General features: G+C 73.5%; 23 protein-coding genes. 11 read left to right on the forward strand and 12 right to left on the reverse strand.

Translation table 11 applies throughout. The features are described from left to right. Nucleotides 1-19: 19 nt before the first annotated feature. The 6 genes from ACK8OX_RS06530 to ACK8OX_RS06555 all read left to right on the forward strand — a co-directional run bounded on the left by ACK8OX_RS06530 (nucleotide 20) and on the right by ACK8OX_RS06555 (nucleotide 6,009). On the forward strand, nucleotides 20-928 hold the full coding sequence (locus tag ACK8OX_RS06530) for a hypothetical protein (protein WP_430663138.1): 909 nt from the start codon (nucleotides 20-22) through the stop codon (nucleotides 926-928). Nucleotides 929-1,001: 73 nt separating this feature from the next. Next, nucleotides 1,002-1,976, forward strand: a complete 975-nt coding sequence (locus ACK8OX_RS06535; RefSeq protein ID WP_430663139.1) for a Bug family tripartite tricarboxylate transporter substrate binding protein — start codon at nucleotides 1,002-1,004, stop codon at nucleotides 1,974-1,976. Nucleotides 1,977-2,070: 94 nt separating this feature from the next. Further along, nucleotides 2,071-3,099, forward strand: a complete 1,029-nt coding sequence (locus ACK8OX_RS06540; RefSeq protein WP_430663140.1) for an Ldh family oxidoreductase — start codon at nucleotides 2,071-2,073, stop codon at nucleotides 3,097-3,099. Nucleotides 3,100-3,112: 13 nt separating this feature from the next. Then, nucleotides 3,113-4,219: a 2OG-Fe(II) oxygenase gene (locus tag ACK8OX_RS06545; RefSeq protein WP_430663141.1), complete on the forward strand. Its 1,107-nt coding sequence runs from the start codon at nucleotides 3,113-3,115 to the stop codon at nucleotides 4,217-4,219. Next, nucleotides 4,216-4,986 (forward strand): TrmH family RNA methyltransferase, encoded by a 771-nt coding sequence (locus ACK8OX_RS06550; protein WP_430663142.1) that lies wholly within the window; start codon nucleotides 4,216-4,218, stop codon nucleotides 4,984-4,986. Before ACK8OX_RS06545 ends, ACK8OX_RS06550 begins: the two co-directional genes overlap by 4 nt. 30 nt (nucleotides 4,987-5,016) lie before the next feature. After that, nucleotides 5,017-6,009: a Bug family tripartite tricarboxylate transporter substrate binding protein gene (locus tag ACK8OX_RS06555; RefSeq protein WP_430663143.1), complete on the forward strand. Its 993-nt coding sequence runs from the start codon at nucleotides 5,017-5,019 to the stop codon at nucleotides 6,007-6,009. A gap of 8 nt (nucleotides 6,010-6,017) precedes the next feature. On the opposite strand, the gene ACK8OX_RS06560 is transcribed toward ACK8OX_RS06555, so the two are convergent. From ACK8OX_RS06560 to ACK8OX_RS06570, 3 genes are read right to left on the reverse strand one after another with little or no spacing between them, the layout of a single operon-like run. Further along, the gene (locus ACK8OX_RS06560) at nucleotides 6,018-6,212 is read right to left on the reverse strand and encodes a DUF2783 domain-containing protein (protein ID WP_430663144.1); all 195 of its coding nucleotides are present in this window, start codon (nucleotides 6,210-6,212) and stop codon (nucleotides 6,018-6,020) included. Continuing rightward, nucleotides 6,209-7,837 carry an FAD-dependent oxidoreductase gene (locus tag ACK8OX_RS06565; RefSeq protein WP_430663145.1) on the reverse strand — a complete coding sequence of 543 codons (1,629 nt, stop codon included), beginning with the start codon at nucleotides 7,835-7,837 and terminating at the stop codon, nucleotides 6,209-6,211. The genes ACK8OX_RS06560 and ACK8OX_RS06565 overlap by 4 nt, the downstream gene beginning before the upstream one ends. Nucleotides 7,838-7,844: 7 nt before the next feature. Further along, complete coding sequence (locus tag ACK8OX_RS06570) at nucleotides 7,845-8,825, reverse strand: MBL fold metallo-hydrolase (protein WP_430663146.1); 981 nt, start codon at nucleotides 8,823-8,825, stop codon at nucleotides 7,845-7,847. A gap of 255 nt (nucleotides 8,826-9,080) precedes the next feature. Between ACK8OX_RS06570 and ACK8OX_RS06575 the strand changes: the two genes are divergently transcribed. Together ACK8OX_RS06575 and ACK8OX_RS06580 are read left to right on the forward strand one after the other, a co-directional pair. Continuing rightward, nucleotides 9,081-9,818, forward strand: coding sequence for a Crp/Fnr family transcriptional regulator (locus ACK8OX_RS06575; protein WP_430663147.1), 738 nt, complete (start codon nucleotides 9,081-9,083; stop codon nucleotides 9,816-9,818). A 76-nt stretch (nucleotides 9,819-9,894) separates the two neighbouring features. Then, a complete protein-coding gene (locus ACK8OX_RS06580) occupies nucleotides 9,895-10,500 on the forward strand; it encodes a hypothetical protein (protein ID WP_430663148.1) in 606 nt (201 codons plus the stop codon). Between the two features lie 142 nt (nucleotides 10,501-10,642). Here ACK8OX_RS06580 and ACK8OX_RS06585 read toward each other — a convergent pair whose 3' ends face one another. Further along, nucleotides 10,643-12,952, reverse strand: coding sequence for a xanthine dehydrogenase family protein molybdopterin-binding subunit (locus ACK8OX_RS06585; protein ID WP_430663149.1), 2,310 nt, complete (start codon nucleotides 12,950-12,952; stop codon nucleotides 10,643-10,645). Between the two features lie 120 nt (nucleotides 12,953-13,072). Between ACK8OX_RS06585 and ACK8OX_RS06590 the strand changes: the two genes are divergently transcribed. Continuing rightward, entirely contained in the window at nucleotides 13,073-13,474 is a 402-nt protein-coding gene (locus ACK8OX_RS06590; RefSeq protein ID WP_430663150.1) for a hypothetical protein, read from the forward strand. Nucleotides 13,475-13,484: 10 nt separating this feature from the next. On the opposite strand, the gene ACK8OX_RS06595 is transcribed toward ACK8OX_RS06590, so the two are convergent. From ACK8OX_RS06595 to leuC, 4 genes are read right to left on the reverse strand one after another with little or no spacing between them, the layout of a single operon-like run. Then, nucleotides 13,485-16,658, reverse strand: a complete 3,174-nt coding sequence (locus ACK8OX_RS06595) for an efflux RND transporter permease subunit (RefSeq protein ID WP_430663151.1) — start codon at nucleotides 16,656-16,658, stop codon at nucleotides 13,485-13,487. Nucleotides 16,659-16,679: 21 nt separating this feature from the next. Next, nucleotides 16,680-17,849 carry an efflux RND transporter periplasmic adaptor subunit gene (locus ACK8OX_RS06600; RefSeq protein ID WP_430663152.1) on the reverse strand — a complete coding sequence of 390 codons (1,170 nt, stop codon included), beginning with the start codon at nucleotides 17,847-17,849 and terminating at the stop codon, nucleotides 16,680-16,682. Nucleotides 17,850-17,901: 52 nt separating this feature from the next. Then, entirely contained in the window at nucleotides 17,902-18,525 is a 624-nt protein-coding gene (gene leuD, locus ACK8OX_RS06605) for a 3-isopropylmalate dehydratase small subunit (protein ID WP_430663153.1), read from the reverse strand. 1 nt (nucleotide 18,526) lies between these two features. Continuing rightward, nucleotides 18,527-19,900, reverse strand: a complete 1,374-nt coding sequence (gene leuC / locus ACK8OX_RS06610; protein ID WP_430663154.1) for a 3-isopropylmalate dehydratase large subunit — start codon at nucleotides 19,898-19,900, stop codon at nucleotides 18,527-18,529. Nucleotides 19,901-20,040: 140 nt separating this feature from the next. On the opposite strand from leuC, the gene ACK8OX_RS06615 reads away from it, so the two are divergent. Together ACK8OX_RS06615 and ACK8OX_RS06620 are read left to right on the forward strand one after the other, a co-directional pair. After that, on the forward strand, nucleotides 20,041-20,967 hold the full coding sequence (locus tag ACK8OX_RS06615; RefSeq protein WP_430663206.1) for a hydroxymethylglutaryl-CoA lyase: 927 nt from the start codon (nucleotides 20,041-20,043) through the stop codon (nucleotides 20,965-20,967). Then, the gene (locus ACK8OX_RS06620) at nucleotides 20,964-22,148 is read left to right on the forward strand and encodes a CaiB/BaiF CoA transferase family protein (RefSeq protein ID WP_430663155.1); all 1,185 of its coding nucleotides are present in this window, start codon (nucleotides 20,964-20,966) and stop codon (nucleotides 22,146-22,148) included. The genes ACK8OX_RS06615 and ACK8OX_RS06620 overlap by 4 nt, the downstream gene beginning before the upstream one ends. Nucleotides 22,149-22,169: 21 nt before the next feature. On the opposite strand, the gene ACK8OX_RS06625 is transcribed toward ACK8OX_RS06620, so the two are convergent. From ACK8OX_RS06625 to ACK8OX_RS06640, 4 genes are read right to left on the reverse strand one after another with little or no spacing between them, the layout of a single operon-like run. Beyond that, on the reverse strand, nucleotides 22,170-23,003 hold the full coding sequence (locus ACK8OX_RS06625; RefSeq protein WP_430663156.1) for a universal stress protein: 834 nt from the start codon (nucleotides 23,001-23,003) through the stop codon (nucleotides 22,170-22,172). A gap of 58 nt (nucleotides 23,004-23,061) precedes the next feature. Continuing rightward, nucleotides 23,062-24,276 (reverse strand): MFS transporter, encoded by a 1,215-nt coding sequence (locus ACK8OX_RS06630; protein ID WP_430663157.1) that lies wholly within the window; start codon nucleotides 24,274-24,276, stop codon nucleotides 23,062-23,064. Nucleotides 24,277-24,334: 58 nt separating this feature from the next. Next, entirely contained in the window at nucleotides 24,335-25,720 is a 1,386-nt protein-coding gene (locus tag ACK8OX_RS06635; protein ID WP_430663158.1) for an FAD-binding oxidoreductase, read from the reverse strand. A 5-nt stretch (nucleotides 25,721-25,725) separates the two neighbouring features. Further along, nucleotides 25,726-26,589 (reverse strand): dimethylarginine dimethylaminohydrolase family protein, encoded by an 864-nt coding sequence (locus tag ACK8OX_RS06640; RefSeq protein ID WP_430663159.1) that lies wholly within the window; start codon nucleotides 26,587-26,589, stop codon nucleotides 25,726-25,728. Nucleotides 26,590-26,679: the final 90 nt, after the last annotated feature.

Genomic DNA, 26,679 nt, shown 5'->3' on the forward strand with positions numbered 1-26,679 from the left:
CGACCCCGACGGAGCCCCGATGCCCAGCCCCGCCCCGCAGGACGCGATCGTCCCCCCCGGCTATGCCGCCGGCGCGCCGGTGCCCTGGTGGGCGAAGCTCGGCGTGAAGCTGGTGCTCGGCACGCTGCCGGTGCCGGCGCGGGCCTGGCGGGCGCTCGGCCTGCGGCGCCATTCCTTCGGCGCGCTCGACCCCGTGCGGCTGGTCCACCCGCTGCAATGGCGCGCGGCCCGTGCCGCCGCGCTGCTCGGCCGCCCGGCGCGGAGCGTGCTGGAAGTGGGGCCGGGCGCGATGGTGCTGCGCGCCCCGGTGGCCGCGGCGCTCGGCCTCGGCCCGATCTGGTATCTCGACGTGGAGGACGACGCGCCCCGCGACCTCGCGCCCTATCGCGCGGCGGCGGAGGCGGCGCGCGGGGCCGGGCTCGTCCCGCCCGACCTCGCCGGATGCGCCACGCATGGGGACGTGCTGCGCGCCTGCGGCGCCCGGCTGCTGGTCGGCGGCACCGGGCGGCTCGCGGAGATCCCGGCCGGCAGCATCGACCTCACCTTCTCGGAAGTCGCGCTGGAACATGTGCGGCGCGACGCCTTCGCGCCGCTGCTCGCCGCGCTCCGCCGCGTGGCGGCGCCGGGGGGCGTCGGGCTGCACGGGATCGACTTCCACGACCATCTCGGCGGCGGGCTGCGCCACCTGGCCTTCCCGCCCGCCTTCTGGGAAGGCGCGGCGGTGGCGCGGGCGGGGCTCTACTGCAACCGGCTCGGCCTGTCGGAGATGCTGGACGCCTTCCGCGCCGCGGGCTTCGCGGCGGCGGTGACGGAACGCGGCCTGTGGCCGGCGGCGCCGCTGCCGCCGGGGGGCGCGCATCCCGCGCTGCGCCGCCGGGCGGAGGATGACCGCGTCTGCCACGCGACGGTCGAGACGCGGCCGGGCTGAACGCTTCTTCGCTGGACGGCGGCGCGCGGCCCGGTCAGTCTTTCTCCGAACGAATTCGGGGAGACAGGTCCGCATGATCCGCCGCCGCGCCGCGCTCGGCCTCGCCGCCGCGTCCGTCCTGCCCGGCCTCGCCGGCGCGCAGACCGCCTTCCCCGACCGCAACCTGCGCTACATCGTGCCCTTCACCCCCGGCGGCCTGACCGATATCATGGCGCGGCTGGTGGCGCAGAAGCTGGGCGAGATCCTCGGGCGGTCGGTGGTGGTGGACAACCGCGCCGGCGGCAACGCGCTGATCGGCGCCGACATCGCCGCCAAGGCGCCGCCCGACGGCCACACGCTGCTGGCCATCACGCTGACCCATGCCGTGAACGCCACGCTGTTCCCGAACGCGCCCTACGACTTCCGCCGCGACTTCCACGTCGTCTCGATGCTCGGCTCGCTGCCGCTGGTCGTGGTGGTGAACGCGGAGCGGAGCCCGGCGCGGGACCTGGCGGGGCTGCTGCGGATGGTGGCGGAGCAGCCGACCAATGCCGGCAGTTCCGGCAGCGGCTCGCCGCCGCATCTCGGCCTCGAACTCGTCCGCCGCGTCGCGCGGGCGGGGGAACGCGTGACCCATGTGCCCTATCGCGGCGGCGCACCGGGCGTGACGGACCTGGCCGGCGGCAACCTCGACTTCATGGTGTCGAACCTGCCGGAATGCCTCGCGCAGATCCAGGGCGGCCGCCTGCGCCCGCTGGCCATCACCAGCGCCGAGCGGCACCCGCTGGTGCCCGAGGTGCCGACGGTGCGCGAGCTGGGCGTGCCGCAGCTCGAGATCACCAACTGGACGGCGGTCCTGACCCAGGCCGCGGTGCCGCAGCCGGTCCTGGCGCGGCTGGAGCGCGACGTGCTGGCCGCGATCCATGACCCCGAGACGTCGCGCCGCGCACGCGACGGCGGCTTCCAGGTGCTGGGCTGGGACAGCGCGCGTTCCACGCGCTTCGTGCGCGAGGAGACGGATCGCTGGGCGAGCCTGGTGACCGAGGCGCAGATCCGCCCGGACGCCTGATCGCCACCGGGCGGGACGGCCCCGTCCGCCTCCCCCGCTTGCGGGGAAGGGCAGGGTGGGGGCATCGATGCCGCGCCCCAGCGATCGAGACCCCATGCCCCGCCTGACCCTGCCCGAGGCCGAAGCCCTCGCCCGCGCCGCGCTTGCCGCCGCCGGCGCCAACCCCGCCATGGCGGACCTCACCGCGCGCAGCCTGGTGGCGGCGGAAGCGGAGGGGCAGTCGGGCCACGGCCTGTCGCGCGTGCCGCAATACGCGGCCTTCCTGGCCAATGGCCGCGCCGAGGGCGGCGCGGTGCCGGCGGTGGTGGCGGAACGTGGCGGCGCGGTGCTGGTGGATGCGCGGCACGGCCTGGCCTATCCGGCCCTGGCCCGCGCGGTGGAGGAAGCGGCCGCGCGCGCCGCGGCCCATGGCATCGCCTTCGCGGGCATCGCCAACAGCCACCATTCCGGCGCCATGGGCCTGCCCGTCGCGGCGCTGGCGCGGCGTGGTCTGGTGGCGCTCGCCTTCACCAACTCCCCCGCGGCGATGCCGGTGCCGGGCGGGCGGCGGCCGCTGATGGGCACCAACCCCGTCGCCGCCGCCTTCCCGCGCCGCGGCGCCGACCCGCTGGTGATCGACATGGCGCTGAGCGAGGTGGCGCGCGGGAAGATCATGGTTGCGGCGAAGGAGGGCCGGCCCATCCCGGAAGGCTGGGCGCTGGATGCCGAAGGCCGGCCGACCACGGATGCCGGGGCCGCGCTCGGCGGCGCCATGCTCGCCATGGGCGGCACCAAGGGCGCGCTGCTGGCGCTGGTGGTGGAACTGCTCTGTGTCGCGCTCACCGGCAGCGCCTTCGGCTTCGAGGCCGACAGCTTCTTCCAGGACGAGGGCAACCGCCCGCGGCTCGGCCAGGCGATCCTGGCGATCGACCCCGGTGCGCTCGCGGGGCGGGAGGTCCTGCTCGACCGGATCGAGGCGATGGTGGCGGCGATGGCGGCCGATCCGGGCGTGCGCCTGCCCGGCAGCCGCCGCGCCGCGCTCGTCGCCCGCGCCGCCGCGGAGGGGATCGAGGTGCCGGCCCTCCTGCTGGACCGACTGCGGGCGCTGGCGGAGACCCCACGGGCTGGGGCATCCTCCGGCTGAGGGGAGGCCAGTCATGACCATGCCGCACTACACGCCGGGCGAGCCCGTGCCCGCCTTCCATGCCCGGTCCGAGGGCAACCCGCGCTTCGCCTTCGACACGGTGGCGGGGCGCTGGATCATGGTGCTGATCCCCGGCTCGCTCGGTGAGCCGGGGAAGGCCGAGAGGCTGGCCGCGATGGTGGCGCCGCATGCCGCGAAGCTGAATGTCGGGCATGGCTACATGCTGGTGATCGGCACCGACCCGGAGGACGAGGCGCAGGCCCGCCTGAAGGACGGGACCGGCCGCCGCGTGCTGTGGGACGACGACGGCAGCGCCTTGCGCGCCTTCCGCGCCGTGGCCGAGGACGGGTCGCCGCGCACGGGCTGGATCCTGCTCGACCCCGGGCTGCGCGTCTTCGGCGTCTGGCCGCTCGACGCCGGCGCCGAGGCGATGGCGACCCTTGCCGCCGCGCCGCCGCCGGCGCTGCATGCGGGCGTGCCGCTGCACGCGCCGGTGCTGATCGTCCCCCGCGTCTTCGAGCCCGCCTTCTGCCAGCGGCTGATCGCGCTGTACGAGGAGCAGGGCGGGGGAGAGAGCGGCTTCATGCGCGACGTCGGCGGCCGGACGGTCGGCCTCGTCGATCCCGGCCACAAGCGCCGCAAGGACTGCACGATCGAGGATGCGGCGCTGCAGGCGCAGTTCCGCGCCCGGCTGAATGCGCGGCTGGTGCCGGAGATCCGGCGCGCCTTCCAGTTCAGGGTCACGCGCATCGAGCGCTACATCGTCGCCTGCTACGACGCCGCCGAGAAGGGCTTCTTCCGCGCGCATCGCGACAACACCACCCTCGCCACCGCGCATCGCCGCTTCGCGGTGACCATCAACCTCAACACCGGCGAATACGACGGCGGGGAGTTGTGCTTCCCGGAATTCGGGCCGCAGACCTATGTGGCGCCGGCGGGCGGGGCGGTGGTGTTCTCCTGCTCCCTGCTGCACGAGGCACGGCCGGTGACCCGCGGCCGCCGCTACGCGACGCTGCCGTTCCTCTACGACGACGAGGCCGCGCGCATCCGGGAGGAGAACCTGAAGTTCCTCGGCCGGAACGACGCCCTGCCGGCCGCCCGCCAGGCTGCGGCGGGGTGAGCGCCTCCGCCCCCCCGTCCCGCGCGCTGGACCCTGACCGCATCTGCGGCCCGGCCGCGGTGGCCGCGGTCTTCGCCGTGCGGCCCGAGGCGGTGCTGCGGCTGTTCTACCTGCCCGCGCGCCGCCCGCTGGCCGGGCCGCTCTGCAAGGTGATGGCGCAGGCGCGCCGCCCCTACCGGGAGGTTCCGCCCGACGAGTTGATGCGCATCGCCGGCACCGAGCACCATGGCGGCATCGTCGCGGTGACGCTCCCGCGCGAGGTGCCGGAACTCGGTCCGCCCTTCCCGCCGGCGCTGCTGGCCGGGCGCGTGCTGCCGGTGCTGGACGGCATCGGCAACCCGCACAACCTCGGCGCCGTCGCGCGGTCAGCCGCCTTCTTCGGTTGCGCGGGGCTGCTGCTGTCGGGCGACCCACGCGGCGCGGGGCTGTCGGATGCCGCCTACCGCATCGCGGAAGGCGGGCTGGAGAGGCTGGCGCTCCGCCGCGTCACCGACCTGCCGGTGGCGCTGCGGGCGATCGCGCCGCGCTTCACCACGGTCGCCGCCGTGGCGCGCGGCGGCGTGGCGCCGGAGGCGCTGCCCACCGGCAAGCCCTTCGCGCTGGTCATGGGCAACGAGGAGACGGGGCTGTCCCCGGCGACCGTGGCGGCCTGCGCGCAGCGCGTGACGCTGCCGGGCAGCGGCAAGGTCGAAAGCCTCAACGTCTCGGTCGCCGCGGCGGTGCTCATCCACGCGCTGGACAGGCTGGGCGCGCCCGCGCCAGGCTAGCGCCCTGCCAGGAGCAGGGGAGAGCGGGCGATGATCGGACGTCGTGGCCTGATGGCCGGCAGCGGCGCGTTGCTGGCCGCGCCCGCCCTCGCGCAGCCGCTGGGCGGCGGGCGGCCCGTGCGGCTGGTCGTGCCCTTCCCGCCGGGCGGCGCGGTGGACATCCTCGGCCGGCTGATCGCGGAACGCATGCAGTCCGTGCTCGGCCAGACGGTGGTGGTCGAGAACCGCAGCGGCGCGGGCGGCATCATCGGCGCGGATGCGGTGGCCAAGGGCGACCGCGACGGCACGATGCTCGGCCTGCTCGGCGTGACGGTCTTCGTGGCCTTCCCCTACATGACCAGCCGCCTGCCCTTCGACCCCGCGCGGGATTTCTCCCCTGTCAGCCAGGTGACCGACGGCGCGCTGCTCTGCGTGGTGAATGCCGAGACGGCGCGGCGCCGCGGCTGGCGGGACTTCCGCGACCTGGTGGCGTGGTCGCGCGCGCATCCGGAGGAGGTGAAGATGGGCTCCTCCGGCGCCGGCACGTCGAGCCACATCAACATCGAGGCGATCAACAACGCGGCGCAGGCGAAGATCCTGCACGTCCCCTATCGCGGCGGCGGCCCGGCCATCAACGACCTCGTCGCGGGCAACATCGACATGATGTTCGACGTGATGCCGGCCCTGATGCCGCATGTGGAGGCCGGGCGCTTCCTGGCCTTCGCCGTCAGCAGCAGGGCGCGGCTGTCGATCCTGCCCGAGGTGCCGGGCATGGGGGACTTCGCCGATCTCGGCCTCGGCGACCACAACCTGGTGACGTGGAACGCCATCGTGGCGCCGGGCGGCACGCCGGAGGCGATCACCGCGCGCCTGCATGCCGCGCTGGTGCAGGTGGCGCGCCAGCAGGACTTCGTCGACCGCCTGAAGCCGCTTGGCTACGGCACCGTGACCAGCCCGACCCCCGCCGCGCTCTCCGCCCTGATCGAGGAGGAGCGCCCGCGCTGGCGCCGGCTGGTGGAGGTGAGCGGGGCGCGGCTGGACTGACCGGCGCCTTACCCCCCCGCCTCCCTCGCCAGCGCGATCGCCTCGCGCAGCACCTCGGCATCGCCGATGTGGTTGGCCAGCAGCAGCACCAGCCGCGCATCCAGCCGGCGCGACGCCGCCGCATCCAGGTCGCGATGCGCCTCCACCAGCTGCGCGAACAGCGCGTCCGGGTCGGCGATCCTCGGGGTGGTGTCGAGCTTCATGGCGTGGCCTCCCGCCCCAGCGCCCGGTCCAGCGCGGCGGCGATGAGGCCGGAGGTCGGCACGGCGAAGCGCGCCGCCACATGCTGGTCCGGGCGCACCAGCACCGCCGCGCCGCGCCGCGCGCCGAAGCGCGCCGCCGCCAGGCCCGAATGGTCCCACAGCGCGCCGGGCACTTCCTCCGCGCTCACGAAGACCGGCACCACCCCGTGCGGCAGCCGCGCGGCCAGCCCCGCATCGGGTGGGCCGAAGACCAGCAGGCGGAACCCGTCGCCGAGGTGGCGCAGCAGCCAGTCCGGGCGGCCGCCGCGCATCACCGGGGCGTCGGGCGCCGGCGCGCCGGGCGGGGCGCCGCCGTCCCAGATGCCCTTGTCGGGGTTGTTCAGCGGGCTGCCCGCCAGCACGGAAGGCCGCGACAGCCGCCCGGAATTGACCAGCGGCCGCGCGAAGGCGTGCCGCGCCGCAAGGTCCAGCACCGCGTCGCGATAGGCGCGCGCGGCGTCGGTCTTCGGCGTGATGAAGTCGGTGCTGCGGGTGGAATGCAGGATGTTCTCGTCCGTCGCCGGGATGCGTTCCGCGTCGTAGCTGTCGAGCAGGGCGGGCGGCGCGCGCCCGTTCAGCACCAGCGCCAGCTTCCAGGCCAGGTTGTCGGCGTCCTGCACGCCGGAATTGCCGCCGCGGGCGCCGAAGGGGCTGACCTGGTGGGCGGAATCGCCGGCGAAGATCACCCGGCCATGGCGGAACCGCTCCAGCCGGCGGCAGCGGAAGGTGTAGACGCTGACCCATTCCAGGTCGAAGGGCGTGTCGGGGCCGAGCATGGCGCGCACGCGCGCCGCCACCTTCTCCGGCCGCTTCTCCTCCTCCGGGTCGGCGTCCCAGCCGAGCTGGAAGTCGATGCGCCAGACATCGTCGGGCTGCTTGTGCAGCAGCACGGACTGCCCCGGATGGAAGGGCGGGTCGAACCAGAACCAGCGTTCGGTCGGGAAGGCGACATCGCCCCGGATCACCACGTCGGCGATCAGGAAGCGGTCGCGGAAGACCTGGCCGGTGAAGGGGAGTCCCATGGCGTCGCGGATGGGGCTGCGCGCGCCGTCGCAGGCCAGCAGCCAGTCCGCCGTCAGCGTGTAGGCGCCGTCCGGCGCCTCCACCGCCAGCACCGCGCCATCCGCCTGCGGCGTCACGCCGGCGACGCGGTGCTTCCAGCGCAGTTCCACGCCGGCCTCGGCGCAGGCTTCCACCAGCCATTCCTCGGCGTGGTACTGCTGGAGGTTCACGAAGGCCGGGTATTCGTGGCCTTCCTCGGGCAGCAGGTCGAAGGAATAGGCTTCGCGGTCGCGGTGGAAGACGCGGCCGGTCTTCCAGGTGATGCCCTTCCGCAGGAACCGCTCCCCGAGCCCGAGCCGGCCGTAGATCTCGAGCGTGCGCTTGGCGAAGCAGATCGCGCGGCTGCCGGTGGAGACGGTGTCGTCCTCGTCCAGCAGCACCACGGGCACGCCATGGCGGGCAAGGTCGAGGGCAAGGGTCAGCCCCACCAGCCCGGCGCCCGCGACCACCACGGGTCGGCGTTCGTCCGGCGCGTCGGGGCGCGGGGCGGGGGCGTAGCGGGGATTGGTGTAGGTCGCCGGCACGCCGCGCCTACCCGTGCAGCTCGGCCGACTTCATGGGCGCGCCGTGCTCCAGCGCCTTCCACATCTCGACGTCGCGTTCGGCGGTCCAGATGCGGGGGTGGTCGAGGCCCGTCGCCTCGTCGAAGGCGCGCGTCACGTTGAAGGGCATGCAGTGCTCGAAGATCACCCAGTGGCCGTAGCGCGGTCGCATGAAGCCCATGGTGTCGTCGTAGATCGCCTTGAGGTCCCAGCCCTTCGCCACGCCGGCCCGGACGCGGTCGAACAGGTCCGTGGTGAAGGCGCGCGTCCCCTCGATCGCCTCCTCGCATTCGGCCTTCGTCATCAGCGCCCGGCCACGGCCTGGCACCATCCGCTCCGGCCCGAGCTGCCGCAGGAAGGCGAGGGTCGAGGCCCAGTCGTGGAAATGCGCGTCGCCGCAATAGGGGGTCGCGCCGAATTCCACGATGTCGCCCGCGAACAGCACCTTCTCCCTCGGCATCCACACCGCCGTGTCGCCCGCGGTGTGGCTGCGCCCGGCATGGATCACCCGGCATTCGCGCTCGCCGAGCCAGATCGACATGCGGCGGTGGAAGGTATGCGTCGGCCAGGTCAGGCCGGGGATCGTTTCCTTCCCGCGGAACAGGCGCGGGAAGCGGCCGATCTCGCTGTCCATGTCCTGCCGGCCGCGTTCCACGATCAGGTCGCGCGTGACGTCGGAGGCGATGATGGCGGGGGTGCCGTAGCCGCTCGCGCCCAGCACGCGGACCGCGTGGTAATGCGTCAGCACCACCCCCGTCACCGGCCGGTCGGTGACGCCGCGGATGCGCGCGACCACGTCCTGTGCCATGGCGGGGGTGGCCTGGGCGTCCACCACCACCACGCCGTCCGGCCCGACGATCACGCCCGAATTCGGGTCCCCTTCCGCCGTGTAGGCGTAGAGCCCGGGGCCGAGTTCGTCGAAGGAGACGTTCTTGTCGGCCAAGTCGTTGGCGGAGGCGAAGCCGGACATGCGCGCGTGGTCCTCGGCGGTTTGCGCAAGGGTGCCATGCCGCGCGCAGCCTTCCAACTTGTCCGCTTCCGCACGATCTGTCGGGCTGTCCGGTGGACCGTGCCCGCCCGTCCTGGCGGGGTGGCCCCCTCGCCGCCACGTCGGACGGCGGCCGGACCCATGACGGAAAACCCATTTCCCTTGGCCGCCCCGCCCAGCTAGCTTCCCCCATGGGAAGGCCGACCTTTCCATCCGACGTGCCAGCAGACAGGAACGATGAGCCGGAACAATACGCTGACGCCGCTTCCCGGGGCCTGTGCCGCCTGCGCGGTGCGCCCCTTCGCCCTGTTCCGGGTCATCCCCCAGGCCAGGGTGGGCGAGATCGCGCGCATCCGCTCCGGCGTGCGGCTGGCCCGCACGGGTGAGGCGATCCGCGACGGCGTCTTCACGCTCTATGCCGGCTGGGCCTTCTCCTGGACCGCGACGCCGGATGGGCGACGCCAGATCCTCGACTTCCACCTGCCCGGCGACCTGGTCGAGCGGATCGAGGACGGGGCGGAGGTGGAGGCTCTGACCGACGCGTCCTTCTGCGTCCTCTCGCGCGAGAGGCTGTGCGAATTCATGGGCCGCGACCCCGGCCTGGCGCTTTCCTACGCCGAGGGGCTGACGCGCGACCGCGCGCGGATGCGCGAACGCCTCACCAGCCTCGGCCGGCGGGACGCGGTGGGGCGGGTGGCGCATCTGCTGCTGGAACTGCATGCCCGCCTGCTGCGGCGCGGCGGCGGGGACGGGAATGGCGGGCCGGTGCCGCTGAAGCAGGCGCACCTGGCCGATGCGCTCGGCCTGTCGGTGGAACATGCGAACCGCGCGCTGGCGACGCTGCGGAAGGACGGGCTGGCGAGCCTGCAGAAGGGCCGGCTCGACATCCTCGACCGGCAGGGGCTGGAGGCGATCGCCGGCTGGTCCGGCCCGGCCCAGACGGACAGCCTGGCGCCGCGCACCGCCGCGCAATAGGCCGGGCGACGCCCCTCGCGAAGGGCGGAAGGCTGCGTTAGCCTCGCCCCCGGATCATCCCGGGGAAGGGTCGCCGATGCGACTGCGCGCTGTCCTGTTCCTGCTGCTGCCCTGGCTGGCCCTGGCCGCCCCCGCCGTGGCGCAGGGCGACCCCTCCTTCAACCTGGTCAACCGCAGCGGCCAGCCCATCAACGAAATCTATGTCTCCCCGGTGCGGGAGCCGAACTGGGGTCGTGACCTGCTGGGGACGGAGGTGCTGCCCGACGGCCGAGCCTTCCCGGTCCGCATCGCGTCCTCGGCCGGCTGCCGGCAGGATGTGCGGGTGGTCTATGCCGATGGCCGGCCCGAGGAACGCCGCGGCGTCGACACCTGCGCCATCGCGGAGATGGTGTTCGGCGCCGCCGCCGCCCCGGCCCCGCAAGGCGCGGGGGGCAACCCCTCCTTCAACCTGGTGAACCGCGGTGCCACCGCCATCAGGGAGATCTACGTCTCCTCCGCGCGCGAGACGCATTGGGGCGAGGACCGGCTGGGCGCGGAGGTGCTGCCGCCCGGCCGCCATGTCGCGGTGCGGCTGCCGGTGGGCGACTGCCTGAACGATGTCCGCGTCGTCTGGGCGGATGGCCGGCGTGAGGACCGCCGGCAGGTGGACACCTGCCGGCTGGTCAACATGGTCTTCCAATAACTCCGCCCTCAGACGCCGGGCGGGCCGCATCCGCGGCCCTTGGCTTCGCCGCAGATGCGGCGGCCGCCATCCGGCGGCTCGCCCGGCGTGAAGGACGCCGGGCGGTATAGGGGGGGCGGCTGCCCCCGCCCCGGACTCCTGCCTACGCCGCGCGCAGGGCCTTCCAGACCGTCTCCGGCGTCGCCGGCATGTCGATGACCTTCCCGTCCAGCGCATCGACCAGCGCGTTGATCGCGGCGGGCGGCGAGCCCACCGCCCCGGCCTCGCCCGCGCCCTTGACGCCGAGCGGGTTGGTCTCGCAGGTCACCTCGATCAGGTCCACGTCGATGTCCGGCAGGTCGCCCGCCCGCGGCAGCGCGTAATCCATGAAGGAGGCCGAGAGGAGCTGGCCGCTGCCGCTGTCGTAGCTCGTGCGCTCGAACAGCGCCTGGCCGATGCCCTGGGCCACGCCGCCATGCACCTGGCCGCGCACGATCAGCGGGTTCAGCGCGTGGCCGACATCGTCCACCACGATGTAGCGCGGCACGGTGACGTCGCCCGTCTCGGGGTCCACCTCCACCTCGGCGACGTGGCAGCCATTGGGGAAGGTGTGGCTGTCGATCCGCGCCGTCTCCATCGCGTCGAGCAGCGTCGCGGCCTGCCCCGCCGCCACCCGCCGCCGCTGCGCCGCCGCGAGGTCGAGGATGCCCACGCCGCGGTCGGTGCCGGCCACCGCGAAGCGCCCGTCCCCGGCGCTGAACTCGATGTCGGCGGCCGCGGTCTCGAGATGCTCGGCCGCGGCCTGCCGGCCCTTCTCGATCACGCTCGCGGTGGTGACCAGGATGGCCTGACCCTCGGAGTAGAGGCTGCGCGCGCCGCCGGTGCCGCCGCCATCGGGCAGCGATTCGGAATCGCCCTGGCGGATGCGGATCTTCTCCATCGGGATGCCGAGCTCGTGGCTGGTGAGCATGGCATAGGCCGTCTCATGCCCCTGGCCGGTGGATTGCGTGCCGACATAGACATCCACCATCCCGTCCTCGGCGAAGACGACCTTCGCATTCTCGGTCGGGCCGCCGCCGGTGGCTTCCAGGTAGTAGGCGAGGCCGATGCCGCGCTTCCTGCCCCGCCGCGCAGCCTCCGCGCGCCGCGCCTCGAACCCGGCCCAGTCGATCTTCGCCAGGGCGGTGTCGAGCAGCTTGGCGAATTCGCCGCTGTCGTAGCGCTGCCCCATCGCGCTGACATAGGGCATGGCGCCGGGCGGCACCATGTTGCGGCGCCGGATCTCGACCCGGTCGATGCCCAGCTCGCGCGCCGCCGTGTCGATCAGTCGCTCCACCAGGTAGTTGGATTCGGGGCGGCCGGCGCCGCGATAGGCATCGACCGGGACGGTGTTGGTCAGCACGCCGAGCACATTCGCGTGGATCGCCTCGAAGGCGTAGACGCTGGCCAGCACCTTGGTGCCCGCGCCGGTCGGGATGAAGGGCGCGTAGTTGCTGAGATAGGCGCCCATGTTCGCGTGGTTGCGGGTGCGGAGCGCGAGGAAGCGTCCCTCCGCGTCCAGCGCCAGCTCGCCCTGGGTGATGTTGTCCCGCCCATGCGTGTCGGAGAGGAAGGCCTCGGTCCGCTCGCTCGCCCATTTCACCGGGCGGCCGACCTGCTTCGCGGCGAAGGCGACCAGGACGTGCTCGGCGTAGAGGAACAGCTTCATGCCGAAGCCGCCGCCGACATCGGGGGTCAGGACGTGGATGTTCTCGGCCGGGATGCGGAAGATCTGGCTGGCCAGCATGTTGCGCACCTGCCAGGAACCCTGGGTGTTGGTGTGCATCGTCAGCCGGTCGCCGTCCCACGCCGCCACCGCGGCCCGCGCCTCCATCGAGGCGACGACGACGCGGTTGTTCACCACGGTCAGCCGCGTGACATGCGCCGCGCGGGCGAAGGCGGCATCGGTCTTCGCCTTGTCGCCCGCTTCCCAGTCGAAGCAGATGTTGTTCGGCGCGCCCGGCCAGACCTGCGGCTGCCCCGGCTCATGCGCGGTGGCGAGGTCGGTGGCGGCGGGCAGCACCTCGTACTCCGCGGCCACCGCCTCGGCCCCGTCGCGCGCGGCCTGCGGCGTCTCCGCCACCACGAAGGCGACGGGGTCGCCCACATGGCGGACGGTGTCCTCGGCCAGGGCGAGGCGCGGCGTGTCCACGCGCGGCGTGCCGTCGCGGTTCTTCAGCGGGATCATGCAGGGCAGCTCGCCCAGCCCCGCGGCGCGAAGGTCGGCGCCGGTGATGACCGCGAGCACGCCGGGCACGGCCTTCGCCGCGGCGGTGTCGAGCGAGGCGATGCGCGCATGCGCGTGCGGGCTGCGCAGCACCACGCCGAAGGCCTGGCCGGGCAGGCTGATGTCGTCGGTGTAGCTGCCGCGTCCGGTCAGCAGGCGGGGATCCTCGACGCGCCGCACCGACTGGCTCAATCCGAACTTCGCCATGTTCCTGGTCCCCGGTGGTGTGTTCCCGCCCATCATCTGCGCGTTTCCCGCGATTGGGAAAGGGGGCAACCGCGCGGGCGGGGGCGCGTTCGCGCCGGCTGGGACAGGGAGACCCGCCAGATGCGCCTGATCCGTGCCGCGCTTGCCGCCGGGCTGCTGCTGGCAAGCCCCGCGGCCATCGCCCAGTCCGCGTCCGGGGACGATCCCCTGCGTGTCCTGCGCGAGGCCGAGGCGGACCTGCGCGGCCTGCTGCAGCGGCTGGAGGACGGAACCGTCCCCGCCAGCGCCGCCAGTTCGCGCCTGCGCCAGGCGCTGAACGAGGTGGAGCGCGCGATGCTGCGCCTGCCCGCCGAATCGCGGCGCGGCAGCCCGTGGCAGACCGCCGTGAAGGAACTGTCGGAAGCGATGGCCGCGGTGCGCGAGGAGGGAACGGACCCCGCCGCCGCCCGCCAGGCCGCGGGGGAGGCGCTGGCCACCCTGCCGGCGCTGCGCGGGGAGGAGACGGGGTCAGGCGGGTCCTGACCCCGCCGCGTCAGGGATTGGGCGCCTGTCCGGGCGGACGGTGCGCCGCGCTGTCCGTCTCCACCGGCTTGCGGCCGAAGGCGCCCTTCACCTTCTCGCGCATCGTCTGGAAGACGACGTAGAGCATCGGGATCATGAAGATGCCGATGGTGGAGGCCGCGATCATCCCGCCGAAGACCGGCGTGCCGACCGACCGGCGCGACAGCGCCGCGGCGCCTTCCGCGATCACCAGCGGCACAAGCCCCAGCACGAAGGCGATGGAGGTCATCATCACCGCGCGGAAGCGCAGCCGCGCGCCTTCCGTCGCCGCCTGCGCGATGGGCATCCCGCGCTCCCGCGCCTCCTTCGCGAATTCGACGATGAGGATGCCGTTCTTCGCCGCCAGCGCGATCAGCACCACGAGCCCGATCTGCGCATAGACGTCGAGCGCGAGGCCCCCCACCATGATCGCCAGGAGCGACCCGAGCCCGCCGACGACGACGGACAGCAGCACCGGCACCGGGATGACCCAGCTTTCGTAGAGCGCGACCAGGAACAGGTAGGCGAACAGCACCGCCAGCGCGAGGATCACCGCGGTCTGCCCCGCCGCCTGCTTCTCCTGGTAGGCGGTGCCGGTCCATTCGAAGCCGTAGCCGCCGGGCAGCACGCGGGCCGACAGCTCCTCCATCGCCTCCAGCGCGGCGCCCGAGGAGATGCCCGGCCGCGGCGCGCCGTTGATGGCGACGGAGCGGACGTTGTTGTAGCGCGTGATGGTCTGCGGCCCGAGCACGACGCGCACATCCGCCACCGACCGCAGCGGCACCATCTCGCCCCGGCCGTTGCGGACATGGATGCGCCAGATGTCCGGGATCTCGTCCCGGTCTGTCGCCTCGGCCTGGATGTTCACCTGCCAGGTGCGCCCGAACAGGTTGAAGTCGTTCACGTAGAAGCCGCCGAGCGTGGTCTGCAGCGCCTGGAAGATGTCGCTGATGCGGATGCCGAGCGCCTGCGCCTTGTCGCGGTCCACGTCGAGGTAGAGCGACGGCGTGGTGGGGGAGAAGGTGGAGAAGACGGCCGCCAGCCGCGGGTCCTGGTTCGCCGCGACGACCAGGCCGAGCATGGCGGCGCCGAGTTCCTGCGGGTCCCGCCCCTCGAAGTCCTGCAGCTGGTATTCGAAGCCGCCGCCGGTGCCCAGCCCGATGATGGGCGGGATGTTGAAGGCGAAGACATTCGCCGTGCGGATGCCCTGCACCGCGCCGAAGGTGCGGCCGATGGCGGCGAAGACGCTGTCCTGCGCGCCCTGCCGGTCCGCGAAGGGCCGCATCCGCGCCACCATGAAGGCCGAGTTGGACTGCGCGCCGCCGTCGATCAGGCTGAAGCCCACGATCGCCAGGCTGTCCTCGATGGAGGGGATGCCGCGCAGGATCGCCTCCACCTGTTCCACCGCAGCCCGGGTGCGCGACACGCTGGCGCCCTGCGGCAGCTGGATCTGCACGAAGAACGCGCCCTGGTCCTCGGCCGGCAGGAAGCCCTGCGGCGTGCGCCCCGCCACCGTCCAGATCCCGAAGCCGAGGCCGGCGGTGACCAGCAGCGACACCAGCGCGACCCGCACCAGCCGCTTCACGATGGCCGCGTAGCCGTCCCGCACCCTGTCGATGCCGCGCAGCACGTATTTGATCGGGCCGCGCTTCGGCCCCTCATGCCGCAGGATCAGCGCGCAGAGCGCGGGCGAGAGCGTCAGCGCGTTGATGGCGGAGATCAGCATGGCCACGCTGATCGTCACCGCGAACTGCCGGAACAGCTCGCCCGAGACGCCGGGGATGAAGCCCACCGGCACGAAGACCGACAGCAGCACCAGCGTGATGGCGATGATCGGGCCGGTGATCTCCCGCATCGCCTTCAGCGTCGCCTCGGCCGGCGAAAGCTCCGGGTGTTCCTCCAGGTTGCGCTCGACGTTCTCGACCACGACGATCGCGTCGTCCACCACGATGCCGATGGCCAGCACCAGCGCCAGCAGGCTGATCGTGTTGGCGGTGTAGCCGAGCGCGAGCAGCACCGCGAAGGTGCCGATCAGGCTGACCGGCACGGCGATGGTCGGGATCACCGTGGCGCGCAGGCTGCCGAGGAACAGGTAGACGACGATGACGACGAGGACGAAGGCCTCGAGCAGCGTCTTCACGACCTCGTGGATCGTGTCGACCACGAAGGTCGAGGTGTCGTAGACGATGCGGTAGCCGACGCCCGAGGGGAAGCGCGTCCGCAGCTCCTCGAGCGCGCGCTTCATGTCGTTCGACACCTGCACCGCATTGGCGCCGGGCGCGAGGTAGACGCCCATCGCCACCGCCGGCTGCCCGGCCAGCCGCGCCTCCACGTCCATGTTGGCGGCGCCGAGTTCCACCCGCGCCACGTCGCGCACCCGCAGCGTGGAGCCGTCGGGGTTGGCGCGGATGACGATCTCGCCGAACTGCTCGGGCGTCGACAGGCGGCCGAGCGTCTGGATGTTCAGCTGGAACTGCTGGTCGTCGGTGACCGGACGCGCGCCGATGCGGCCCACCGGCGCCTGCACGTTCTGCGCCTGGATCGCCCCGATCACGTCCGCCGGCGTCAGGTTCAGGCTGATCAGGCGGTCCACCTCGAACCAGATCCGCATCGAGTAGTCGAGCGCGCCGAACAGGCTGACCTGGCCCACCCCCGGCACGCGCGCCAGGCGGTCCACCATGTTGATGGTGGCGTAGTTCGACAGGAACAGCGGGTCGCGCGACCCGTCGGGCGAGGTGATGAACAGGAACTGCAGCACCGCCGAGGACTGCTTGCGCACCGTCACGCCGCCGCGCTGCACCTCCTGCGGCAGCCGCGCCAGCGCCGCCTGCACGCGGTTGTTGACGTTGACGGTCGCGAGGTCCGGGTTGGTGCCGAGCGAGAAGGAGACGTTCAGCGTGTAGCTGCCGTCGTTGCCGGAGTTGGAGCGCATGTAGATCATGCGGTCCACGCCGTTCACCGCGCTCTCGATCGGCTGGCCGACGGTGGCTTCCACCACCGCGGCGGAAGCGCCGGGGTAGCGCGCCGTGACCGAGACCTGCGGCGGCACGATGTCGGGGAACTGGCTGACGGGGATGCGGAGCATCGCGAGCAGCCCCGCGATGGTCATCAGGATGGACAGGACGATGGCCAGCCGCGGGCGGGCCACGAAGACGCCGGAGAGCATGTCGCGCGTTCCGTCCCGGCCTCAGCGCGTCGCGCCGGGCGCGCCCGCGGCGCGGGCGGGCGCGGCGCCGGCGGGCGCGGCGTTCACCGGCTGCCCCGGGCGCACGCGCTGCAGGCCTTCGGTGATGACGTTCTCGCCCGGCTGCAGCCCGTCCTCCACCACCGCAAGCTCCGCGCTGCCGCGCCCGAGGCGGATGTTGCGCCGCTGGGCATTGCCCTGGGCATCCACCACGAAGACGAAGGACCCGCCCTGGTCCTGCGCCACCGCGGCGCGGGGCACGACGGTGACCTGCACCGGCTCCGCCCCCTCGACCACGGCGGTCACGAACATGCCGTCGATCAGCCGCCGGTCGGTGCTGCCGTCGCCGATCAGCGGGTTGGGGATGGAGGCGCGGACCAGGATCGTGTCGGTGTTGCGGTCCACCTGCGGGTCGATGAAGTCGATGCGCCCCACCTCGGGGTAGGGCTGGCCGTTCGGCAGCACGATGCGCACCCGCACCGCTTCCGTCCCGCCGCGCGTGGCATAACGCTGCCGCAGCTCGCCCCCGGTCCGGAGGCTGACGGGGAAGGACACGCGCATCGGGTCCTGGCTGACGATGGTGGCCAGCGGCTGCGCGGTGGGGGAGACGGTGTTGCCCACCGTGTAGGTCACGCGCCCGATCTTGCCGTCGATCGGCGCCGTGATCTCGGTGTATCCGAGGTTGATCTGCGCCACCCGCAGCTGCGCCTGCGCGCCGAGGAGCTGCGCATTGGCGTTGCGTTCCGCCGCCAGCGCGTCATCCACCCGCACCTGCGTCCCCGCGGCGCTGCGCACCAGTTCGCGGGCGCGGTTCAGCGCGATGCGGGCATTGGTCAGCTCCGCCTCGGCCGCCGCGACCTGCGCCTGGGCGCGGGCGACCTCCGCCTCGAAGGGGGGGCGCTCGATGCGGAACAGCACCTCGCCGCGCCGCACCTCCTGCCCTTCCTGGAACAGCTGTTCCTGGAGGAAGCCGGTGACGCGCGCGCGCAGTTCCACCCGCCCGATCGCCTCGATCCGGCCGACGAACTCGTTGGTCTCCGTCACGGCCCGGCGTTCGGCCGGGGTGACGCCGACGGCGGGCGGCCCCTGCGGCCCGAACTGCGCGGCGGCGGGCGTCGCGGAGAGCAGGGCCGCGAGGATCGCGGCAAGCGTGGCGTGCGGGATTCGGATCATGGGGCGTCCAGGGTTGCGGCCATGGCAACCCTGGGGCCGCGGCAAGGTCAAGTTACGCTTGCAACGGGGGCCGTGGCGGGTTGCCGCGCTCTCGCGCGGCCTCGAAGGCTTCGATCTCGGGCAGCAAGGTGAATGTGAGGCCGATTTCGTCAAGGCCGCGCAACAGGCAATCGCGCGCGAAGGGCGGAATCGAGAAGTCGTGACCTTCGCCGGCCGGGGTTTCCAGCCGTTCCCGCGCCAGGTCAACCGTCAGCGCCATGCCGGGCGCCGCGGCCACCTGCGCGCGCAGCGCATCCACCGTCGCCCCCGGCAGCCGCACGGGCAGCAGCCCGTTCTTCAGCGAATTGCCGAAGAAGATGTCGCCGAATCCCTCCGCGACGACGCAGCGGATGCCGAGGGCGAGCAGCGCATAGACCGCCGCCTCCCTTGAGGAGCCGACGCCGAAGTTGCGCCCGGCGACGAGGATGCCGGCGCGGTCGAAGGGGGGGCGGTTCAGCACGAAGTCCGGCCGGGGCGTGCCGTCCGGGGCGAAGCGCAGGTCGTGGAAGCCGTAGCTGGCGTAGCGTTCGTCGCGCGGCCGGCGCATGAAGCGCGCCGGCATGATCTGGTCCGTGTCGACGTTGTGCAGGTCGAGCGGCGCGGCGATGGCGGTCAGGGTGGTGAAGGGTTCCGCCATGTCAGCCTCCCGCCGCCACCAGCCGCCCGGCCAGGGCCGAGGCCGCCGCGGAGGCCGGGGAGACCAGGTGCGTCCGCGCCCCGCGCCCCTGCCGGCCCACGAAGTTGCGGTTGGAGGTGGAGGCGCAGCGTTCGCCTTCCGCCACGCTCTCCCCGTTCATGCTGACGCAGAGCGAGCAGCCGCTCTCCTCCCACCGCGCCCCGGCCTCGGTGAAGATGCGGTCCAGCCCCTCGGCCTCGGCCGCGCGCTTCACCAGGGTCGAGCCCGGGGAGACCAGCATCGGCACGGCGACGCGCCGGCCCTTCAGCACCGCGGCCGCGGCGCGCAGGTCCTCGATGCGCGAATTGGTGCAGGAACCGAGGAAGACGCGGTCCAGCTTCACGTCGGCCAGCGCCTCCCCGCCTGCCAGGCCCATGTACTCCAGGCTGCGTTGCCAGGCCTTCCGGCGCGCCTCGTCCGGCGCCTCCTCCGGTCGCGGCACGCGGCCGGAGAGGGGGGCGGCCTCCTCCGGGCTGGTGCCCCAGGTGGCCATGGGCGCGATGGTGGCGGCGTCCAGCGCCACCTCCTCGTCGAAGGCGGCGTCGGCGTCGCTCGCCAGCGCCGCCCAGGCGGGGTCGGGCCGCGCCGGGGCATGCGGGCGGCCGGCGAGCCAGGCGGCCGTCGTGGCATCCGGCGCCACCATCCCGGTGCGCGCCCCGGCCTCGATCGCCATGTTGCAGAGCGTGAGCCGCGCCTCGACCGACAGCGCGCGCACGGCGGGGCCCGCGAATTCGATGGCGCAGCCCTGCGCGCCGCCGGTGCCGATCCGCGCGATCAGCGCCAGCGCCATGTCCTTGGAGGTGGAGCCCGCCGGCAGCGCGCCGTCGAAGCGGGCGCGGAACTGGCGCGGCGCGGACTGCCAGATGGTCTGGGTGGCCAGCACATGCGCCACCTCGCTCGCCCCGATGCCGAAGGCCAGCGCGCCGAGCGCGCCATGGGTGGAGGTGTGGCTGTCGCCGCAGACCACCGTCATCCCCGGCAGGGTCAGCCCCTGTTCGGGCCCCGCCACATGGACGATGCCCTGTTCGGGGTCGGCCAGGTCGAAGGCGCGGATGCGGTGGGCGCGCGAATTGCTCTCGAAGGTCTCGATGATGCCGCGGATCTCGGGGTCGGCGATGGCGGCGGTGCTGCGGGCCGTGGTCGGCGCGTAGTGGTCGCCGAAGCCGAAGGTCAGGTCGGGCCGCCGCACCCCCAGCCCGCGCGCCTTCAGCATGTTGAAGGCGTGGAAGCTGCCCTCGTGGAAATAGTGCCGGTCCACATAGAGCAGGCAGAGCCCGTCGTCCCGACGGTGCACCACATGCGCGTCCCAGATCTTGCGGAAAAGCGTCCGTCCCATGCCCGGGACCATGGTGCGGCCACGGCCCGACCGCAAGGGGAGGGGCGCCGGCCGCTTGACGCGCGGCCCCATCCGCGGGGAGATCGCGCCGGCGGCGTCCCCCTTCCCACCCGACGCCCGGCAGGAGAGCGCCGTTGGACATGCTGCGCGACGTCACCGTCAGCGAGGTCGGCCCGCGCGACGGGTTGCAGATGGTGCGGAAGGTGGTGCCCACCGCGGACAAGCGGCGCCTGATCTCCGCCCTGCACGCGGCCGGCCTGCCGGAAATTGAGGTGGCGTCCTTCGTGCCGCCGAAGCTGGTCCCCCAGATGGCCGATGCGGCGGAGGTGACGCGCTTCGCCGCCGCGCTGCCGGGGCTGCATGTCGCGGTGCTGGTGCCGAATCTCCGCGGGGCGGAGGCGGCGGTCGCGGCCGGCGCCCACAAGATCACCCTGACCCTGTCAGTGAGCGAGGCGCACAGCCAGGCCAACCTGCGCCGCAGCCGGACGGAGCAGATGGAGGAGGCGCGCGCCGTCACAACCTGGCTCCGCTCCCTCCCCCCCGATGCGCGGCCGCGGCTGGAAGCGGGGCTCAGCACCGCCTTCGGCTGCTCCCTCCAGGGCGAGGTGCCGGAGGCGGAGGTGGTGGGAATGGCGGTCGAACTGGCGCGCATGGGTTGCGATTCGGTGGGCCTGTCCGACACCGCGGGCTATGCCAACCCCGCGCAGCTGCGCCGCCTGCTGCGCCTGGTGCGTGCCGAGATCGGGCAGGCCTGCGACAGCCTGCACCTGCATGACACGATGGGCCTCGGCATGGCGAATGTGACGGTCGGCGTGGAGGAGGGGATCCGCATCTTCGACGGCGCGCTCGGCGGGCTCGGCGGCTGCCCCTTCGCGCCGGGCGCCTCGGGCAACATCGTGACGGAGGACCTGGTCTTCCTGCTGGAATCGCTCGGCCTGCGGACGGGCATCGACCTCGACGCGCTGCTCGCCGCGCGCGCCATCCTCGCCGAGGCGCTGCCCGGGGAGCCGCTGCACGGCGCCTATGCCCGCGCCGGGCGCCCGACCGGCTGGCGGGCCGCGGCATGACCTCGCCAACGCCGCTCGCGGGCATCCGCGTCGTCGAGTTCACCCACATGATCATGGGCCCCTCGGTCGCCATGGTGCTGGCCGACCTGGGGGCGGAGGTGGTGAAGGTGGAACCGGCGCCGGCGGGCGATTCGACGCGCCGCCTCACCGGCTCCGGCACCGGCTTCCACGCCGCCTTCGGCCGCAGCCGCCGCAGCCTCTGCGTGGACATGAAGACGCCGGAAGGGCTGGCGCTGGTCCGCCGGCTGGTCGCGCGGGCCGATGTGCTGGTGGAGAATTTCCGCCCCGGCGCGATGGCGAAGCTCGGCCTCGGCTACGCGCAGCTCGCGCAGGACCATCCGCGCCTGGTCTACTGTTCCTGCAAGGGCTTCCTGCCCGGCCCCTACGAACACCGCACCGCGCTGGACGAGGTGGTGCAGATGATGGGCGGCCTCGCCTACATGACCGGGCCGGTGGGGCGGCCGCTGCGGGCGGGCAGCAGCGTGGTGGACATCATGGGCGGCCTGTCCGCCGCCGTCGCCATCCTCGCCGCCCTGCGCGAGCGCGAGGAGACGGGCCGCGGCGGCGAGGTGCAGTCCGGCCTGTTCGAGACGGTGGCCCTGCTGATGGCGCAGCACATGGCGCAGACCGCCATCACGGGCAGGGAACCGGCGCCGATGTCGGTCCGCACGCCGGCCTGGCCGGTCTACGACGTGTTCGACACCGCCGATGGCGGGCAGGTCTTCGTGGGGGTGGTGACCGACACGCAATGGCCGGCCTTCTGCGAGGCCTTCGGGCTGGACGACCTGGCACACGACCCGGCGCTGGCGACCAAGAACCAGCGGGTGGAGGCGCGGGAACGCACCATCCCCCGCATCGCCGCGGCGCTTGCCTCCTACACCAAGGCCGAGCTGATGGCGAAGGTGGAGGCCATCGGCATGCCCTTCGCGCCGATCGGCCGGCCGGCCGACCTGTTCGAGGACCCCCACCTGAAGGGCTCCGGCGGGCTGGTGCCGCTGACCCTGCCGGATGGCCGGCCCGTGGCGCTGCCCGCGCTGCCCGTCACGCTCGACGGCGTGCGGCCCGGCGGCACTGGCGACCTGCGTCCGCCCGGCGCCGACGGCGCGGCGATCGCGGCCGAACTCGGCTATTCCGCTGCGGAGATCGCGGCCCTGCGGGAGCAGGGCGTGCTGACCGGCTGAGCCTGCCCCGCCGGCGCGGCGTCACCGCTGGACGAAGACCGGCACGCCCGCGTCCCGCAGCAGCGTGTGGGTGGTGCTGCCGACCACCATGCGCAGCAGCGGGTTGCCGCCGAAGGCGCCCATCACCAGCAGCCGCGCGCCGAGCGCGGCCACCTCCGCCAGGACCAGCCGCGCCGCATCGTCGCCGACCACGGGGCGCGGCGCCGCCGGGCCGCCCGGCTCCAGGCAGGCCGCGCCCTCGGCCGCGAGGCGCTCCGCCTCCGCCCGGGTCCCGGCCACCGCGACCACATGCACTGGCGATCCGCCGCCGAGCTTGAGCCGGGCGAAACCGCGCAGCGCCTGCCGCGAGGGGGCGGAGCCGTCATGGGCCGCCACCACCGGCCCCGCGATCTCCGGCGGCGCGCCGGGCGGCACCACGAGCAGGGGCCGCGTGCCGTCCTTCAGCAGGTCCTCGATGACCGGGGCGACGCCGTCCTCCGGCAATTCGCGGCCGAGCGAACTGTCGAGCCCGATCACCACCAGGTCCTGCGCGGCGCTCGCGGCCAGCAGCGCGGGCTCCGGCGCATCCTCGAGCCGCAGCGCCGCGAAGGGCACGTCGCCCGCGGCCGCGGCGAGGGCGGCCAGCGCGTCCTGCGCCTCCTGCTCGGCCCTTGCGGTCAGCGCGGCGTCGCGCCACGCCTTGAAGGCGCCGCCGCCGGCGGGGACGAATTCATGCGCGCTGCTGGTGTGCGGGCGGTCCAGCACGACCGCGGCGGTCAGGCCCGCGCCCGTGCGGCGCGCCAGCGCCACCGCCAGGTCGCGCGCGGCCTGCGCGCCGGGCGTGTCGTCCAGGGCGACGAGGATGCGGATGGGCATGGTCAACCTCCTTCCTTGGTCAAGGCAGGCTTCGGATGGCCGCCGCGCCCGGCACCCATTACCGGCGCGGATGCAGCAGCAGGAAGCCGATCGGGCAGATCACCAGCGCGGCGGCAAAGGTCAGCAGCGCCGCGCCGACGCCGCCCCACCCCGCCATCAGCCCCGACAGCGCCTGCAGCACGGCGGCGCCCAGGAAGAAGCTGAGATTGGCGGCCGACAAGGCGCGGCCCGTCTGTTCCGGCGGCACCGCCCCCCGCACCAGGGCGAAGCCGTTCACCTGGAAGGAGATGATGATGCCGAAGGCGACCAGCAGCGCCAGGTCCCAGCCCACCGGCATCACCGCAACGCCGAACAGGCGGGCCGCCGCGCCGCCCGGCCCGCCCGCCACGATCAGCAGGATCAGCGCCGCGCAGATCAGGTGGCTGCCCGCCAGCAGCAGCGGCGCGCGCCCGACGCGCCGCAGCACCGCCCCCGCGATGGCCGGACCGAGGGTCAGCGCCACCGCGCAGGCCAGCAGGACATTGCCTGCCGCCACGCGGTCCAGCCCCTTCATCTCCATCAGCCACGGCCCGCCCCAGAGCCCGCGCAGGCCGAGCACCGCCGCGAAGGAGCAGAAGACGAGCACCAGCACCCCCCGCAGCCGCGGCGAGGCGGCGAGCGCCACCACCTCCTTCACGTCGGGCCACAACCCGCGCGACGGCTTCTGTTCCGGCACCTCGTCCGGCACCAGCAGCCAGACCGCGAGCAGGGCGAGCGCCGCGAGCCCCGCGCAGGCGAGGTAGCCCGCCCGCCAGTCAGCCGCCTCGATCAGCAGCGCAAGCGGGCTGGCCGAGAGCAGCATCCCGGTGTTCCCCACCGCCTGCACGATCCCGGACCACAGGGCGAATCGCTGGGTGGAGAGCGCCTTGGCCGCGAAGGTGATCGGGCACATCAGCATGCCCGAACAACCGGTGCCCAGCACGACCTGCGCCAGCGCCATGCTCCACGGCCCGGTCGCCATCGCCGCCATCGCCGCGCCGCCGCCCGCCACCGTCAGCAGCATCAGCGACACGCGCCGCACGCCGAGCCGGTCGAGCGCGATGCCGACCGGGATCATCACCGCCGCGAAGGCAAGCGGGAAGATGCCCGTGACCTGCGCCAGCACCTCCGCGCTGATGCCGAGGTCGCGCGTCAGCACATCCACCGCGACGGCCGGGATGGTGCGGACCGCGTTGGAGAAGACGTGGCCGAGGCAGAGGACCAGGATGGGCAGGGTGACGGAGGCGGCCGTCATCGGCACGGGCCATGGGCGGGCCCGGGCGGCCGCGGGCCGCGCCCGGCATGCGGGGGCATCAGTTCCTGAACATCTTGCCCGGATTGAGGATGCCCTTCGGGTCCAGCGTCTGCTTCAGCCCGCGCATCACCGCCAGCGCCTCCGCCCCATGCTCCCGCTCCAGGAATTCCCGCTTGCCGAGGCCGATGCCATGCTCGCCCGAGCAGGTGCCGCCAAGCGCCAGGCCGCGTTCCACGATGCGTCGATCCATGTCCCATGCGCGTTCCAGCCCCTGCGGGTCGGCCGGGTCGTACAGCACCATCTGGTGGAAGTTGCCGTCGCCGACATGGCCGACGATGCAGGTGAAGTGGCCGAGCGCCTTCGCCTCCTCCTTCGCGCCGACCAGGGCTTCCGCCAGGCGGGAGATCGGCACGCAGACATCGGTGGTCAGCGCCTTGTGGCCGGGCTTGGCCGCACAGCCCGCCCAGTAGCTGTCGTGGCGCGCCTTCCACAGCCGGTTGCGCTCCGCCGCGTCGGTGGCCCAGCGGAAGCCCGTGCCGCCATGCTCGGCGGTGATCGCCTCCACCATCGCGGCCTGTTCGGCCACGCCCGCCTCGCTGCCGTGGAATTTCAGGAACAGCGTGGTCGCGGGCGCGTAGCCCTCCAGCTTCGAATAGGCGATGGACGCCGCCATCATGTCGTCGTCCAGCAATTCGATGCGGGCGACGGGGATGCCCATCTGCATCACCTGGATCACGCTTTCCACCGCGCCCTGCAGCGTCGCGAACTGCACCACCGCGCTGCTCATCGCCTCCGGGATGCCGTGCAGGCGGAGCCGCACCTTGGTGACGATGCCGAGCGTGCCTTCGCTGCCGATGAACAGCCGCGTCAGGTCGTAGCCGTTGGCCGCCTTGCGCGTGCGCCCGCCGGTGGCGATCACCCGGCCATCGGCCAGCACCACCTCCAGCCCCAGCGTGTTCTCCCGGATGGTGCCGTAGCGCACGGCATTGGTGCCGGAGGCGCGCGTCGCCACCATGCCGCCGATCGTGCAGTGGCTGCCGGGATCGACGGGGAAGAACATGCCCTTGTCGCGCAGGTGCTCGTTCAGCTGCTGGCGCGTCACCCCGGGCTCGATCAGGCAGTCCATGTCCTGCTCGTTCACCTCGAGGATCGCCGTCATCCGGCTGAGGTCGAGGCTGATGCCGCCGCGCACCGGGTTCACATGCCCCTCCAGCGAGGTGCCTGCACCGAAGGCGACCACCGGCACCTCGTGCTGGTGGCAGAGCGCGACGAGGCGGCTCGCCTCCTCCGTCGTCTCCACGAAGGCGACCGCGTCGGGCAGGGTGGGGGTGGAGCTGTCCTCGCCCTTCGCATGCTGTTCGCGCATGGCGGCGTTGGTGGTGAGGCGGTCGCCGAGGAAGCCGCGGGCCGCGGCGATCACCGCATCGACCGGACGGGGAGCCATGGAGTTCATCTTTGTTCCTCCCGCAGGAGCGGGCATGTGAGGCAGTGCGGCCCGCCGCCGCCGGCGGCGAAAAGCGAGAGGTCGGGGTCGAGCACGGCCAGCCCCTCCGCCCGCAACGCGGCATTCAGCGCCGCGCTGCCGCGCGAGGACACGACCCTGCCATCGCCGAGCGCCAGGATGTTGCAGCCGAGCCGCATGGCGTCCCGGTACGGCACCGGGATCACCCGGATCCGCCTTTCGCGCAGCCAGGCGAGGAATCCCTCGTCCAGCACGTCGGTGCAGGCGACGGCGAGCCCCGGCGCGGCCATGCAGAACAGCACGTCGAGATGCAGGAAATGCTCGTCGAAGGGCTCGATCCGGCATTCCCAGCCCTGCTCGCGCAGCCAGGCGGCGAACTGGGCCGCGCCCGCCTGGTCCGTGCGGCCGCCGCTCGCGCCCACCACGGCGAGGCCGGGGCGGATCAGGTGGATGTCCCCGCCTTCCAACGTGCCGGCGCTCGACTTGCGCCAGACGGCGCTGGCCTGGGCGGCATGCCAGTCCAGCACGCCCGCATATTCGCCCCGGCGCTGCGGCCGTTCCAACTGGCACAGCACCGGGCCCCAGGGGGTCACCACCGCCTGGTCGCGGGTATAGGCCATGTAGGGCAGGTGGGGCTCCGGCGGCAGCGCATGCACGGTGACCCCCGCGCCGCGCATCGCATCCACCAGTTCCGCATGCGCGGCGGCCAGCGCGGCGGGGGCGGGTTGCGCGGCGGTGGCCAGCGTGCGGCGGGCCACCGCATTGGTGGGCAGCCAGCGGTAATGGGTGGGCGGGCAGACCAGCACCTCGCGCAGCGGGGCGGTCTCGCTCGCCACGGCGAAGCGGGGCATGGGGGCAACCTGCCATGCGCGGGGCGGCGCGCAAAGCGCCCCGGCGCCGCGTTGACGCCCCCCGGCCGCCGGCCTAGCGTCCGGTCATAC

The sequence above is a fragment of the Falsiroseomonas sp. CW058 genome (genome assembly GCF_050563535.1).
Lineage (GTDB): Bacteria > Pseudomonadota > Alphaproteobacteria > Acetobacterales > Acetobacteraceae > Falsiroseomonas.

Bases quoted from the DNA above. Each gene is read 5' to 3' on its own strand.
- ACK8OX_RS06530 (WP_430663138.1), top strand. From the start codon at position 20: ATGCCCAGCCCCGCCCCGCAGGACGCGATCGTCCCCCCCGGCTATGCC.
- ACK8OX_RS06535 (WP_430663139.1), top strand. From the start codon at position 1,002: ATGATCCGCCGCCGCGCCGCGCTCGGCCTCGCCGCCGCGTCCGTCCTG.
- ACK8OX_RS06540 (WP_430663140.1), top strand. From the start codon at position 2,071: ATGCCCCGCCTGACCCTGCCCGAGGCCGAAGCCCTCGCCCGCGCCGCG.
- ACK8OX_RS06545 (WP_430663141.1), top strand. From the start codon at position 3,113: ATGACCATGCCGCACTACACGCCGGGCGAGCCCGTGCCCGCCTTCCAT.
- ACK8OX_RS06555 (WP_430663143.1), top strand. From the start codon at position 5,017: ATGATCGGACGTCGTGGCCTGATGGCCGGCAGCGGCGCGTTGCTGGCC.
- ACK8OX_RS06560 (WP_430663144.1), bottom strand. From the start codon at position 6,212: ATGAAGCTCGACACCACCCCGAGGATCGCCGACCCGGACGCGCTGTTC.
- ACK8OX_RS06570 (WP_430663146.1), bottom strand. From the start codon at position 8,825: ATGTCCGGCTTCGCCTCCGCCAACGACTTGGCCGACAAGAACGTCTCC.
- ACK8OX_RS06575 (WP_430663147.1), top strand. From the start codon at position 9,081: ATGAGCCGGAACAATACGCTGACGCCGCTTCCCGGGGCCTGTGCCGCC.
- ACK8OX_RS06580 (WP_430663148.1), top strand. From the start codon at position 9,895: ATGCGACTGCGCGCTGTCCTGTTCCTGCTGCTGCCCTGGCTGGCCCTG.
- ACK8OX_RS06585 (WP_430663149.1), bottom strand. From the start codon at position 12,952: ATGGCGAAGTTCGGATTGAGCCAGTCGGTGCGGCGCGTCGAGGATCCC.
- ACK8OX_RS06590 (WP_430663150.1), top strand. From the start codon at position 13,073: ATGCGCCTGATCCGTGCCGCGCTTGCCGCCGGGCTGCTGCTGGCAAGC.
- ACK8OX_RS06595 (WP_430663151.1), bottom strand. From the start codon at position 16,658: ATGCTCTCCGGCGTCTTCGTGGCCCGCCCGCGGCTGGCCATCGTCCTG.
- ACK8OX_RS06600 (WP_430663152.1), bottom strand. From the start codon at position 17,849: ATGATCCGAATCCCGCACGCCACGCTTGCCGCGATCCTCGCGGCCCTG.
- leuD (WP_430663153.1), bottom strand. From the start codon at position 18,525: ATGGCGGAACCCTTCACCACCCTGACCGCCATCGCCGCGCCGCTCGAC.
- leuC (WP_430663154.1), bottom strand. From the start codon at position 19,900: ATGGGACGGACGCTTTTCCGCAAGATCTGGGACGCGCATGTGGTGCAC.
- ACK8OX_RS06615 (WP_430663206.1), top strand. From the start codon at position 20,041: ATGCTGCGCGACGTCACCGTCAGCGAGGTCGGCCCGCGCGACGGGTTG.
- ACK8OX_RS06620 (WP_430663155.1), top strand. From the start codon at position 20,964: ATGACCTCGCCAACGCCGCTCGCGGGCATCCGCGTCGTCGAGTTCACC.
- ACK8OX_RS06625 (WP_430663156.1), bottom strand. From the start codon at position 23,003: ATGCCCATCCGCATCCTCGTCGCCCTGGACGACACGCCCGGCGCGCAG.
- ACK8OX_RS06630 (WP_430663157.1), bottom strand. From the start codon at position 24,276: ATGACGGCCGCCTCCGTCACCCTGCCCATCCTGGTCCTCTGCCTCGGC.
- ACK8OX_RS06635 (WP_430663158.1), bottom strand. From the start codon at position 25,720: ATGGCTCCCCGTCCGGTCGATGCGGTGATCGCCGCGGCCCGCGGCTTC.
- ACK8OX_RS06640 (WP_430663159.1), bottom strand. From the start codon at position 26,589: ATGCCCCGCTTCGCCGTGGCGAGCGAGACCGCCCCGCTGCGCGAGGTG.